This window comes from Acidobacteriota bacterium (assembly GCA_016712445.1).
GTDB lineage: Bacteria > Pseudomonadota > Alphaproteobacteria > Caulobacterales > Hyphomonadaceae > Hyphomonas.
This window is the reverse complement of the sequence record JADJRB010000001.1, coordinates 297,628-309,397: the sequence shown is the minus strand read 5'-3', so window position 1 is coordinate 309,397 and position 11,770 is coordinate 297,628. Positions and strand designations below refer to the sequence as shown.

The 11,770-nt window shown below is 65.4% G+C and carries 13 protein-coding genes; 10 read left to right on the top strand and 3 right to left on the bottom strand.

The genetic code is table 11. From position 1 onward, the window contains the following. The first annotated feature begins 113 nt into the window (after positions 1 to 113). Together IPK75_01600 and IPK75_01595 are read left to right on the top strand one after the other, a co-directional pair. Entirely contained in the window at positions 114 to 893 is a 780-nt protein-coding gene (locus IPK75_01600; GenBank protein MBK8197034.1) for a TerC family protein, read from the top strand. A gap of 1 nt (position 894) precedes the next feature. Then, the gene (locus tag IPK75_01595; protein ID MBK8197033.1) at positions 895 to 1,683 is read left to right on the top strand and encodes an enoyl-CoA hydratase/isomerase family protein; all 789 of its coding nucleotides are present in this window, start codon (positions 895 to 897) and stop codon (positions 1,681 to 1,683) included. 245 nt (positions 1,684 to 1,928) lie between these two features. On the opposite strand, the gene IPK75_01590 is transcribed toward IPK75_01595, so the two are convergent. After that, entirely contained in the window at positions 1,929 to 2,297 is a 369-nt protein-coding gene (locus IPK75_01590) for a VOC family protein (protein MBK8197032.1), read from the bottom strand. 131 nt (positions 2,298 to 2,428) lie between these two features. Between IPK75_01590 and IPK75_01585 the strand changes: the two genes are divergently transcribed. The 7 genes from IPK75_01585 (at position 2,429) to IPK75_01555 (ending at position 9,405) form a co-directional block, all read left to right on the top strand. Further along, entirely contained in the window at positions 2,429 to 3,406 is a 978-nt protein-coding gene (locus tag IPK75_01585; protein MBK8197031.1) for a quinone oxidoreductase, read from the top strand. Positions 3,407 to 3,469: 63 nt separating this feature from the next. Beyond that, the gene (locus IPK75_01580; GenBank protein MBK8197030.1) at positions 3,470 to 3,943 is read left to right on the top strand and encodes a hypothetical protein; all 474 of its coding nucleotides are present in this window, start codon (positions 3,470 to 3,472) and stop codon (positions 3,941 to 3,943) included. An 8-nt stretch (positions 3,944 to 3,951) separates the two neighbouring features. Continuing rightward, positions 3,952 to 4,593, top strand: coding sequence for a LysE family translocator (locus tag IPK75_01575; protein MBK8197029.1), 642 nt, complete (start codon positions 3,952 to 3,954; stop codon positions 4,591 to 4,593). 83 nt (positions 4,594 to 4,676) lie between these two features. Then, on the top strand, positions 4,677 to 5,360 hold the full coding sequence (locus IPK75_01570; protein MBK8197028.1) for a hypothetical protein: 684 nt from the start codon (positions 4,677 to 4,679) through the stop codon (positions 5,358 to 5,360). A 40-nt stretch (positions 5,361 to 5,400) separates the two neighbouring features. Continuing rightward, positions 5,401 to 7,440: a hypothetical protein gene (locus IPK75_01565; protein ID MBK8197027.1), complete on the top strand. Its 2,040-nt coding sequence runs from the start codon at positions 5,401 to 5,403 to the stop codon at positions 7,438 to 7,440. Positions 7,441 to 7,442: 2 nt separating this feature from the next. Further along, positions 7,443 to 8,618 (top strand): YcaQ family DNA glycosylase, encoded by a 1,176-nt coding sequence (locus tag IPK75_01560; GenBank protein MBK8197026.1) that lies wholly within the window; start codon positions 7,443 to 7,445, stop codon positions 8,616 to 8,618. Between the two features lie 52 nt (positions 8,619 to 8,670). Then, positions 8,671 to 9,405: a hypothetical protein gene (locus tag IPK75_01555; GenBank protein ID MBK8197025.1), complete on the top strand. Its 735-nt coding sequence runs from the start codon at positions 8,671 to 8,673 to the stop codon at positions 9,403 to 9,405. Between the two features lie 15 nt (positions 9,406 to 9,420). On the opposite strand, the gene IPK75_01550 is transcribed toward IPK75_01555, so the two are convergent. Beyond that, positions 9,421 to 10,239, bottom strand: a complete 819-nt coding sequence (locus tag IPK75_01550; protein ID MBK8197024.1) for a hypothetical protein — start codon at positions 10,237 to 10,239, stop codon at positions 9,421 to 9,423. 9 nt (positions 10,240 to 10,248) lie between these two features. Continuing rightward, positions 10,249 to 10,458: a DUF2093 domain-containing protein gene (locus IPK75_01545; protein MBK8197023.1), complete on the bottom strand. Its 210-nt coding sequence runs from the start codon at positions 10,456 to 10,458 to the stop codon at positions 10,249 to 10,251. Between the two features lie 156 nt (positions 10,459 to 10,614). On the opposite strand from IPK75_01545, the gene recA reads away from it, so the two are divergent. Continuing rightward, positions 10,615 to 11,709, top strand: a complete 1,095-nt coding sequence (gene recA / locus IPK75_01540; protein MBK8197022.1) for a recombinase RecA — start codon at positions 10,615 to 10,617, stop codon at positions 11,707 to 11,709. The last annotated feature ends 61 nt before the right edge of the window (positions 11,710 to 11,770 follow it).

The window sequence follows — 11,770 nt, the reverse complement described above, 5'->3', positions numbered from 1 at the left end:
GGCTGCGACAGTCTCCGGGGCAGCGCAAGCCGGTCCCGTGGGGAAGCCCTTGCGGAAGGCGGCGACGCAGGCTTCACTCGGGGTCAAACCGACTGTTCCGAAAGGCGCCTCCCATGGCCGAACTCCTCGCATCCCCCGCCTTCTGGGGCTCGCTTGTCACCCTGACTTTCCTCGAGATCGTGCTCGGCATCGACAACCTGCTGTTCGTGTCGATTGCGACCGGAAAGCTGGAAGGCAAGCAGAAGGTGACGGCGACGCGCGTCGGCGTGTGGGGCGCGATGGTGCTGCGGATCGCGATGCTGGGCCTGATCTTCTGGATCCTGCAGCTGGACAAGAGCCCGCTGTTGCAGCTGCCGCACGCCATTGCCGAATTTGCAGGCGGCGGGAATCCCGAGGCCGTGCATCATATCGAGTACATTACCCTGAAGGACCTGATCCTGTTTGCCGGGGGCCTGTTCCTGCTGTGGAAGGGCACGCAGGAGATCCACAATTCGGTGGAGGGCACGCATGAAGCCGATGCGAATGCGAAGTCCGGGTTCACGGCGGTGATCGTGCAGCTGTTCGTGATCAACATCGTGTTCTCGCTCGACTCGGTGATCACGGCGGTCGGCATGACGACGCACCTGGAAGTGATGATTGCGGCGGTCGTGCTGTCGACCCTCGTGATGGCCGTGGCGGCGGACCCGCTGGCGAAGTTCATTGCGAACCACCCGACGACGAAGATGCTGGCCCTCGCCTTCATCCTGCTGGTCGGGGTGGCGCTGGTCGCCGACGGGCTCGGCTTCCACATTCCGCGAGGTTACCTCTATTTCGCTATTGCCTTCTCGCTGGGCGTGGAGCTGCTTAACATCCAGACGCGAAAAAACGCGCGCAAGGACCGGGAGGCGCACTGAGATGACGGCACACCATATCAAGCTTGAGAAGACCGAGGATGGCATCGCCATCCTGACCATCGACCGCGCCGAAAAGCGCAATGCGATGACCTATGCCATGCTGGCGGCGTTCATCGGCAAGGTGCGCGAAGTCGCCAACGACGATTCGGTCCGTGTGCTGATCGTGACCGGGGCGGGCGGCACGTTCTGTGCGGGCACCGACCTTGCCGACCTCTCCACCATCCCGGGCGAGACGCGCGGCGTGCGCGGCGAGGCGGGCGACCATGATGTCTGGTGGCCGCTGGTTGCGTGCCCGAAGCCGGTGATCGGCGCCATTGACGGCTTCGCCGTCGGCATGGGCGCCGAGTTCACCAGCCAGTGCGACGTGCGCATCGTCACCAATCGCGCGCGCTTTGCGTGGAACTTCGCGCACCGCGGCCTTGTGCCGGACACCGGTGCGGGCAGCTGGATCCTGCCGCGCCTGATCGGGCACAGCCGGGCGCTGCGGCTGCTCTATTCCGGCGGCTTCCTCGAAGCGGCGGAAGCGAAGGAGATCGGCTATGCCAACGAGATCGTCGCGCCCGAGGCATTGATGGAAACCGCGCTCGCCGAAGCGCGGCGCTATCTCGTCTCCTCGCCGTTCTCGATCCGCCACATCAAGTCACTGGTCTACCAGGGCCTCGCGCGCGAGCTGCCCGATCACATGAAGGACCACGTCGCGACGATGTCGGCCTGCTTCAAGTCGGCCGATCACAAGGAAGGCGTCGCGTCGTTCCTGGAGAAGCGGCCGGCCAAGTTTACCGGGAAGTAGGCGCTCGGTTCGGGCTCATGCCGGGAGGCTGACCTCAACGCTTGTCATCAAGGCGAAGGTCCGGACGGCAAGGGTTGGGGAGACCCTCCGTCGTCGCAGACCCCTGCGCAGGCAGGGGTCCAGGTCAGCACGCATGAAGACTGGATGCCTGCCTTCGCAGGCATCTGCGGAGAGGGTGGTCACTGCACTCTGGGTCCCGGCTTTCGCCGGGATGACAAGATAGGGCGGCTGTAAACCGCCGTCGTTCAGCCCATCACGAAGGCGTTGAGCTTGTTGCCGTCGAGGTCGCGGAAATAGCCGGCATAGAACGTGTCGCCGCGCGGCCCTGGCTTGCCCTCGTCAGCTGCGCCGAGACCGATCGCGAGATCGTAGATCCGGTCGACCTGCGCCTTGTCCTTCGCCTGCAGCGCCACCATCACGCCGTTGCCGACGCTCATCTTGTTGCCGTCGAACGGGTAGGTAATGCCGATCCCGGCGGCGCCGTCGGGCGTGCCCCAGGCGATAAAGGTTTCGGTGGTGAACATGCGCGGTGTGCCGAGTTCGGCGGCGATCGCATCATAGAATTTGGCGGCCCGTTCGAGATCCGTGGTGCCGAGGGTTACATAGCCGATCATTGTTTTTGTCCTCCTTGCGGACAAGGAACATAACAAGAACAATAGGCGCTTGTCGAGCGGAGATTTTGGCCGGGGGTTTGACGCGGACGCGCGGCGGCGCTTGATGGGGAAAGCAAGAAATGGAGCCGCCGATGACCCTGCCGAACGCTTATGCCATTCGCATGCACGAGACCGGCGGGCCGGATGTGCTGAGGGTCGAGAACGTGCCGTCGCGCGCGCCGGGGCCGGGCGAGGTGCTGGTGCGCCAGACGGCGGTCGGCGTGAACTTCATCGACACCTATCACCGCACCGGCCTCTACAAGGTGCCGCTGCCATTTGTTCCGGGGTCGGAAGGTGCCGGCGTGGTGGAGGAAGTCGGCGAGGGCGTCACGCATCTCGGGCCGGGCGACCGGGTCGCCTATACCGGGCGCGGCACCTATTCGACGCACTATACCGGCCCCGCCGCCACCGCCGTGCCGCTGCCGGCGGGCATCAGCGACGAGGAAGCCGCCGCCGTCATGCTGAAGGGCATGACCGTCTGGATGCTGCTCGAGGAAATCCGGCCGCTGCAGAAGGGCGATACGGCGCTCGTCTGGGCGCCGGTCGGCGGCGTCGGCTCGCTGCTGACACCCTGGGCGAAGCATATCGGCGCGCGGGTGATCGCGGTCACGTCCAGCGAGGCGAAGGCGCAGAAGGCGCGCGCGCTCGGCGCGGACGAGGTGGTGGTCGGCTATGACGATGTGGCGAAGAAGGTCCGTGAGCTGACGGGCGGAAAGGGCGTCGATGTCGTCTATGACAGCGTCGGCAAGATCTCGATGGAAGCTTCGCTCTCGAGCCTTCGGCCGCGCGGCTGGTTCATCTCCTATGGCAACGCGTCCGGCGCGGCTGACCCGATCCCGCCCGGCCGGCTGGCGGCCGGCGGCTCACTCGTCATGACCCGGCCGACGCTGTTCAATTTCACCGACACGCCGGACTCGCTCGCGCGCGCCTCAAGGCGCCTCTTCAGCCTGCTCGAATCGGGTGTGCTGACCGCCGATATCGGCCAGCGCTTCGCCCTGAAGGACGCCGCCGACGCGCACCGCGCGCTCGAAAGCGGCAAGACGTCCGGCGCGATCCTTCTCATGCCTTAACTGCGTCCATCAATGCGCCGCAATCGGGGCTCAGCCTCGACGGCATCGTCCGGGGAGGAACAAATGAAACGGGTCCTGATTGCGTTGATGGCGGCAAGCCTCGGCGCGTGCGCGCACGGCAGCCAAAAGCCGCAGACGCTGGTGGAGCTGCACCAGACGCACGACTGGCAATACGAGCAGGGCGAAAAGCTCTATGCCGCGATGGCGAACGATTTCAGCCGCATCGCCCGCAAGAATGGCCGCGCCGCGACGCTCGCGCAGCTCGCTGAGGCGGGCTACGCGTGCCAGTTCGGCGAGGCGCACGAAGACTATCCGGAGCCCATGGCCGTCTGCACACGCAGCTTCGCCACCCGGGCCTGCCAGATGGACTGGGAACTGTCGCTGACCAGCGATCCCGCGCGCGCCGACAGCGTCGCCACCACCGACGTCGACTTCCGCCGCGACTGCGTCAGCACCGGCAGCGACTGGCCGGAACCCGTGAACTCGGCCATCGACGACCAACTCGCGCCGGCCACGCTGCCTGATGAGGCGAACTAGGCGGCGCCATGACCTTCCTTCCAGATGCGGCGACGCTGGCCGCGTTCAGCGCCGCCATCCTGTTGCTCGCGATCACGCCGGGGCCGGACATGACGCTGTGGATCAGCCGGTCGCTGCGAGACGGCCGGTCGGTCGGCCTGGCGGCGCTGGTGGGCACCGAACTCGGCATTGCCGTCCACACGCTGCTGGTGGCGTTCGGCATTTCGGCCCTGATCCTGGCCTCGCCGACCGCCTTCTTCGTGCTGAAGACCGGCGGCGCGGCCTATCTTCTCTGGCTGGCTGTGCAGGCAGTCCGGCAGGGCTCGAAGCTGGTGGTCAGGGCAAGCGGCGAGCGGGAGGGCTCGCTCGGCCATGCCTTCCTGAACGGGCTCTGGGTGAACCTGCTGAACCCCAAGGTGATTATCTTCTACATGACCTTCCTGCCGCAATTCGTCAGCGCCGGCGACCCGGACGTGACCGGCAAGCTGGTGTTCCTGGGTCTCTGGTCGATCCTGCTGACGCTGCCGCTGGGGATCGCCATCGTGCTGGGCGCAGACCTGCTGTCCGGCTGGCTGCAGGCCAACCGCCGGGTCCTGCGGGCGGTGGACTATGTGTTCGCGGGGGTGTTCTCGGTCTTCGCGGTCAAGATTTTCCTGACCCACGCGAAGTAAGGCGGGCCTACTTTACTGCCTTGTAAGATGGACGCCGCCCGCAGCGCTTGTAGGCTTCCGCCCGGACAAGGATGGAGATGCCGATGTTTCGGGCGCTGGCCGCTGCAATTGTACTGACGCTGACGGCGCCGGCGGCGCTGGCGGGGCCCGAACCGGACATCAAGGCCCTGAAGGCCGCGATGTCGGGGCTCTACGTGATCGTGCCCACCAACACCGAAACTGGCGTCGCGGTGACTGAAGAGGTGACCGACGCCGACGGCTCAAACCCGCGCAACGTGGTGGTTGCCTTCCTGGATGCGGCCACGGCGGCCGAGCAGGTGCAGGCGGCCGGCATCGGCGCGCATTCGGAGGGCGGCCTGATCAATGCCGGCGACCTCTACGAGACGCGCGGCGGCGATGTCACCTGGATCTCGTCGATCGCCAATGCCAGCCTCGTCAACGGCACGCCGACGCGCCCGCCGGTATTCTACATCACCAACCCGGACGACCAGCCGCTGACCAAGGTGATCGACGGCAAGGAGAAGGTGATCTTCTACGTCGATGCCGTGGCCGCCGATTCGGCGCGGGTGGCGGCGCAGAACACGCTCTCGGCCGCTGGCCATCCGATGGACCTGTCGGTGGTCGCGGGCGACTTTGAAGCGCTGGTGCAGGGCATCCTCGACGGCAAGGTCACCGACGTCCACTTCGCCGCTTCGCCCTCCGTGCTGCGCTGGCTGGAGCAGTGGAATTCCGGCGCCCGGTTGATCAAGGATTACCAGCCGGAATAGAACGGCGCGGGGCGCGTCGAGGCCAGACGGGGGAAGCAACGTGAAAAAACTTCTGATCTGGCTGATGGTGCTGGCCTGGCTCTTCGGGGCGCCGGCGCAGACGCAGGACGCGCCGCCCTATCCGGGGCAGGTCTCCCACGGCGCGGATTATGCCTCGCCGTCTGTCGGCCGGGGCGACTGGAAGGCGTGCGAGAAGATCTGCAACGACAACGGCGCCTGCAAGATGTGGGCGCTGTATTCCGATCCGGCGACCACCGGCAACTCTGTCTGCTACATCAAGTCCGCTGCCGGCCCGCTCGAGCCCTGGGCGACCATCGACAGCGGCCTGCGCACGGCGCCGGAGCGGGCTGAGGGCGGCGCGCCCCTTCAGGGCTATGGCTATGAAGGCAATGATTTCCTCAGTTTTGCAGCTGGCAGAAACGACTGGAAGGCCTGCTCGAAAGCCTGCGACGTGAATGGCAGTTGCAAGGCGTGGAGCCTCTACTCGCCGGACGACAACAAGGACGTGTCCTACTGCTGGCTGAAGAGCAGGGAAGGCAATGTGACGGCCACCTACAATACCGTCTCCGGCCCGAAAACGGCGCAGACGCCCATCCCGTCACCGGGCAGAATCGAGAAGGGCACGGCCTTCGTCGGGCAGGCGCTCTACGATTCGAGCGTGAACTTTGACGATACGGCGGCCTGCAAGGTTCAATGCGAAACGAACCGCTACTGTGTCGCCTGGTCCCTGTTCAATCCGGAAAAGAAGAATGCGTCGTCGGCCAAGTGCCATCTCTACGGCCAGGTCAGCGAGCAGGTGAAGTTCAAGACGGCGTATTCGGCCTGGCGCGCGTTGCCCGTGCTGGAAGAGCCGGCGGCGCCGATCGGCGACGAGATGCTGCGCTGGCGCTCGCTCGAAGAGGTGGTCGCCGAGTTCGCACCGCAGGTCACGCCGCGCACGCTGACCGCCGCCGAGAAAGGCGAGATTGCGGGGCTGGAACTTGCGATCCTGCAGGGCGGCTCCTTCAGCTATTTCCGCAAGCTCGACGCGCTCGCCCGCACCGGCGACAAGGCCGCGATGAAGGCGATGATCAACGTGCTGCTGGAAATCGGCCAGGGCCATGGGCGGGACTGGCCGGCGGATTTTCCCTACAAGGTGCGCCACACACAGAGCTTCGGCGAGCGCAGCGTTGGCGCGGTGCCGCTGCAGAAGGATACCGCGCTGGCGCTGGCCATGCGCTGGTCCGTGCAATACTGGCAGATGCACGGCGGTGACCCCAGGGCGGCGATGGCGCTGTCCCAGTGCGTCAACTCGGACAGGGGACGCCTCTACCGGTACGACTGCGGCTTCACGATCAGCTTCCCGGGCAAGAGCAATGCCCAGACGCTGAGCAACTACGCCTTCGGCGACATGAAATCGCCGCCAGAGATCGCGCTGGCAACCCATGAGCCCGCGACCGCCGTCGAGATGGAGCAGTTCCGGTATTCCGTCGAGAAGGCAAAATTCGATCAATTGGTCAAAGCCCGGATCAGCGGCGCAAAGATGTTTGACTGGGACGTTGACTGGATGACCCGGTTTGCCGAGGCCAAGGGCCTGACGGACCAGATGAACGCCTCGATCGCGCGGGGACAGGCCATCCGTATGCAGATTGTTGCCGAAGATGCCGAACGCCGCCGCCGCGACCTCCAGGGGCGCTGGGATGACCTCTACCGCCGCCATGGCGCGGGCAGCCTCGCGAGTGAGGATGTGGTCGCGATGGAATACATCGCAGCGGTCTTCGGCGACGAGAAGCTGCTCTGGTTCTCGGACACCTATGGCCTGAGCAGCGACTATGCCCTTGGCCGGCTCTGTGCGGTCGATACAGCTTCTGCGCGATGCCAGAACCAGACCAATGCGGTGAACCAGAAACGGGCGGACGCAGCGGCCCTCGCGGCTGCGGTCGCGGCCCATAACGCCGGCGTCGATGCCGCGCGCCAGGCCGGCTTGCAATCCTCCCTCAACATCGTCGAGGTGCGCACCTACGATGCCAACGGAAATTATACCGGCACCACCAACATGAGCCAGACGCAGGCGGAGATCGTCGGCGCCCGGCCGCAATAGTCATGGCACTGAAGATTTCCAACCGCGAAGCGCGCAGGCTCTGGCTCGACGCGCAGGGCCTGTCGGCGGCGCCGACGGGGCCGGTGGACCTGCCGGGCATCATCCGCAAGCTCGGCTTCGTGCAGCTCGACACCATCCGCGTGGTTGCCCGCGCGCATGACCATATCCTCTGGAGCCGCAACCAGAACTACCGCGAGCCGATGCTGGAGAAATGCCTGGGCCGCGACCGCCACGTGTTCGAGCATTTCACGCATGATGCCTCGGTGATCCCGATGGACTTCTACCCGATGTGGCGCCGCCAGTTCCGCCGCATGGAGGAGAAGGTGCGCGGCTGGGAATGGCACCGCGGCATGCTCGACGAGGACGGCCGCGCGGCCATCCGGGCACGGATCGAAGCGGAAGGCCCGCTCAGCACCAAGGCGTTCGACACCAAGATCGAAGGCAAGCGCGAGATGTGGCGCCGGCCGCCGCACAAGCTGGCGCTGGACTACATGTGGTATGCGGGGGAATTGTCGACCTCGCACCGGGAGGGCTTCACCAAGTTCTATGACCTGACGCACCGTGTGATCCCCGCGCATCATCTGGATACGGATCATGACGATGACGCGCAGGTGGACTGGCTGTGCCGGGAGGCGTTGTCCCGCCTCGCCTTTGGTACGCCGGGCGACATCCAGCGCTTCTGGGCGGCGGCGGACATGGACGAAGTGAAAGCCTGGACCGCGGAGAATGCCGGCGACCTCGTCGCCGTCGAGATCGAGGCGGCCGATGGCAGCTGGTCGGGCGCGCTGGCGCAGCCGGACATCGAGGCGCGCCTCGCCGCTACGCCCGCGCCTGCCGGACGGCTGCGCATCCTCAACCCGTTCGACCCCGTGATCCGCGACCGCAACCGCCTCACACGCCTGTTCGGATTTGACTACCGTATCGAAATCTTCGTGCCGGAAGCCAAGCGTCAATGGGGCTATTATGTCTATCCGCTGCTGGAAGGCGACCGGATGGTGGGGCGCATCGAAGTGAAATCCGACCGCGAGGCGGGCGAGCTGACGGTGCACACACTCTGGCCGGAGCCGGGCGTGAAGTGGACGGACGCGCGGCAGGGCAAGCTGGATGCGGAGCTGGACAGGCTGGCGCGGTTGGTCGGGGCGGATGAAGTCGTCTGGACTTGCCCGAAGGGCTCTTGACGCGGGCGCGAAGCGCAGACGAGAAAACGCTTTCGAAGGGGAGAATATCGGCATGAAGATCATCTCGCGGATCGCGCTGGCGGCTTTCATCTTAATGAAGGGCGCAGCTGCGCCGGCTTGGGCAGAGCCTGAGGCGCCGGTGCAAACGGAAAGTGCCGGCATCACAGAACTGCGCCGGGCGTTGGAGGGATTCCTGGTCATCGCGGCAATCAATCCGCAGACAGGGGAGTTCCTGCAGGTGAAATCAGAGCCGGGCGGTGTCGAGATCATCCGCCCGCTGATTTATCTGGATGCCGAAGCAGCCTACGTCGATTGGCTGGGCGGCGGCATTCCGCAGGAATATCCGGTTGTGGCGGCCAACGGAATGGACGTGATTGCCAAGACCCAGGGCGCTGCCGTCTGGATGGGCAGGGCGCATGATGCCACAATGGCCCAGACAAGGATTGACCAGCCGGGATTGTTCTATGTGACGACGAAGGACGACGATCCCGTGCTGCACAATTTCGAAGGCGGTGCCCGCTTGCCGATGTTCGTGCGCCAGGCGGATGCTTCGAAATTCCTCGATACGGCCAGGCGCAACATGGCCCCCGCAGGTGGCGCCGCGCCAGATCTGGTCGTCACGCATACGGACATGATGTCGACCCTGCAGGGGATCATCCGTGGAGAGATCATCGGTGTGAGCCTGATCTCTCCGGATTCAAATGCGCGCTGGGCCGAGCAGAACCGGCAGGGTTTGCGTTCGCTGAACGACTATGTGACGGACAGCCAGGCCCTGATGGACGAATAGGCCAGCGTACAAGGGTTAGTCACCGGTATCGGCCGTGACCCTGCGCTCCCCGTCGATCCGAACGCTCCAGCCCGGCCGCCGTCCGCCCGCGATCATCCGGCGCGTCAGGCGCTCATAGTGCTGGATGAAACCGGCGACCCAGTCGCGGCGCGCCTCCGGCAGGGCTTCGCCCTTCGCAGCCCAGAGCGCGGCTTCCTGCTCGAGGCGCCAGTCCAGCGCGCATTCGAAATCCGGCGCGAGGATATGGAAGAAGGCGTCCGCCAGATCCCAGAGCGCCGCATACCCGCCGGCCAGCATCGTCTCCTGGTGCTGGCGCCACGCCGCCGCGCCGGGAAGGCGCTCTGCGTCGTTGAGCGGCTCATCGGCCAGCGACGCAGCGTCCGCCACCGCGCCCATCAGCCAGCCCTCGATGACGATCGCCGCCGGCCGGCCTTCCCACTGGCGCCAGGCATTCTCCGGCATCCGCTCGTCCGTCAGCTTGTCGAACACGGGCAGGCGCGTCACCGACCCCGGCGAGGCCGCCCGCAGGGCCTCGATCACCGCGCGCAGCAACGCGAGGTCATGCGTGCCGGGCGCGCCGCGCACCGCAAACAGCGGGCTTACCTCGCGCGCCAGCGCCGCCCGCTCGGCCTGTGTCAGGTAGAAGTCGTCAAGGCTGGCGCCGGCCACCGGCAAGGGCAGGGCCGACAGCGCAGCAGCCAAAGCGGTCGACTTGCCGGACCCCTGCGGGCCGGACAGGAACAGCAGCGGCACGTGCCCTGCTGGCGCCGCCTCGATGGCGCGCACGATCCAGGCGGAAATGTGCTGTGCGGCCGAAAGCTCCGCTCCGGCCATCGGTGGGCGTCAGGTCGCCGGCGACAGGCGCTGGGCGGCGGCTTCCGCGTCCCAGTAGGCTTCCTGCAGGTCGACGCTCCAGTAGCGCAGCGCGCCCAGCGGAATTTGCCGGCCGGTCACGGCGCAGGTGACGAAACTGCCCGGCGACAGGATGTCATAGTCATTGTCGCCATAGTGAAGGCGGGCTTCGCCGCCGGAATTTCCAGACCGTGTGAGCATGTCTTCCTTATGCCCGATCCCGCCCGGAAAGGAAAGTCAGACCTGCGGAAAGTTTCCGCTTTGTTCTCCGGAACAAATAGTGTACACACTTCGTCAGCAACGGCAATCGGGGGCCTTGCCAAACTGGCCCCCATGGTAGACCAAAGGAGACGACTCATGGCGAAACCCGCCCTCATTCTCGTGGACAAGGAAACCGGCGTGGACAAGCAAAAGGCCCTCGAAACGGCGCTCGGCAACATTGAGCGGTCCTTCGGCAAGGGCTCGGTCATGCGCCTGGGCGACAAGAAATCGATGGATATCGAGGCGGTTTCGACCGGTTCGCTCGGCCTCGACATCGCGCTGGGCATCGGCGGTCTGCCGAAAGGCCGCATCATCGAGATTTTCGGGCCGGAAAGCTCGGGCAAGACCACGCTGTCGCTGCATTGCGTCGCCGAAGCCCAGAAGAATGGCGGTGTCTGCGCTTTCATCGACGCCGAGCACGCGCTGGACCCCGTCTATGCCGGCAAACTGGGCGTCGATCTCGACGACCTCCTCGTCTCGCAGCCTGATTCGGGCGAGCAGGCGCTGGAAATCGCCGATACGCTCGTGCGGTCGGGCGCCGTGGACCTCCTGGTCATCGACTCCGTGGCGGCCCTGACGCCGCGGGCCGAACTTGAAGGCGAAATGGGCGACTCGCTGCCCGGCCTGCAGGCCCGCCTGATGAGCCAGGCCCTGCGCAAGCTTACGGGCTCGATCTCCAAGTCGAAATGCATGGTCATCTTCATCAACCAGATCCGCATGAAGATCGGGGTGATGTTCGGCAACCCGGAGACGACCACGGGCGGTAACGCCTTGAAATTCTACGCTTCCGTGCGCCTCGATATCCGCCGCATCGGCCAGATCAAGGAACGTGAGGACGTGATCGGCAACCAGACGCGGGTCAAGGTCGTCAAGAACAAGGTGGCCCCGCCGTTCCGGCAGGTCGAGTTCGATATTCTCTATGGCGAAGGAATTTCCAAGACAGGAGAGTTGATTGATCTCGGCGTAAAGGCCAATGTGGTCGAGAAATCGGGGTCTTGGTACTCCTATAACGGCGAACGCATCGGTCAGGGCCGCGAAAAAGCGCGGCAATTCCTGAAGGAAAACGTGGCAGTAGCCGACGAAATCGAGGATGCAGTCCGCCGCAATGCGGGTCTGCTTGCAGAAGAACTCCTTGCCGCGGGCATGAATGCCGCCGAGGATGACGAGGCACCCGACGCCGCCGAAGGTTGATCCGGCGGGGTCAGGCAACACGAACGAACTTGCGCCTCGCTGCTTGCAACGCGGAGGGGCG

What these genes read in the sequence shown, in the direction of transcription:
- IPK75_01555 (MBK8197025.1), top strand. Translation starts at nt 8,671, where the DNA reads ATGAAGATCATCTCGCGGATCGCGCTGGCGGCTTTCATCTTAATGAAG.
- IPK75_01590 (MBK8197032.1), bottom strand. Translation starts at nt 2,297, where the DNA reads ATGATCGGCTATGTAACCCTCGGCACCACGGATCTCGAACGGGCCGCC.
- IPK75_01595 (MBK8197033.1), top strand. Translation starts at nt 895, where the DNA reads ATGACGGCACACCATATCAAGCTTGAGAAGACCGAGGATGGCATCGCC.
- IPK75_01550 (MBK8197024.1), bottom strand. Translation starts at nt 10,239, where the DNA reads ATGGCCGGAGCGGAGCTTTCGGCCGCACAGCACATTTCCGCCTGGATC.
- IPK75_01560 (MBK8197026.1), top strand. Translation starts at nt 7,443, where the DNA reads ATGGCACTGAAGATTTCCAACCGCGAAGCGCGCAGGCTCTGGCTCGAC.
- IPK75_01545 (MBK8197023.1), bottom strand. Translation starts at nt 10,458, where the DNA reads ATGCTCACACGGTCTGGAAATTCCGGCGGCGAAGCCCGCCTTCACTAT.
- IPK75_01600 (MBK8197034.1), top strand. Translation starts at nt 114, where the DNA reads ATGGCCGAACTCCTCGCATCCCCCGCCTTCTGGGGCTCGCTTGTCACC.
- IPK75_01585 (MBK8197031.1), top strand. Translation starts at nt 2,429, where the DNA reads ATGACCCTGCCGAACGCTTATGCCATTCGCATGCACGAGACCGGCGGG.
- recA (MBK8197022.1), top strand. Translation starts at nt 10,615, where the DNA reads ATGGCGAAACCCGCCCTCATTCTCGTGGACAAGGAAACCGGCGTGGAC.
- IPK75_01580 (MBK8197030.1), top strand. Translation starts at nt 3,470, where the DNA reads ATGAAACGGGTCCTGATTGCGTTGATGGCGGCAAGCCTCGGCGCGTGC.
- IPK75_01570 (MBK8197028.1), top strand. Translation starts at nt 4,677, where the DNA reads ATGTTTCGGGCGCTGGCCGCTGCAATTGTACTGACGCTGACGGCGCCG.
- IPK75_01575 (MBK8197029.1), top strand. Translation starts at nt 3,952, where the DNA reads ATGACCTTCCTTCCAGATGCGGCGACGCTGGCCGCGTTCAGCGCCGCC.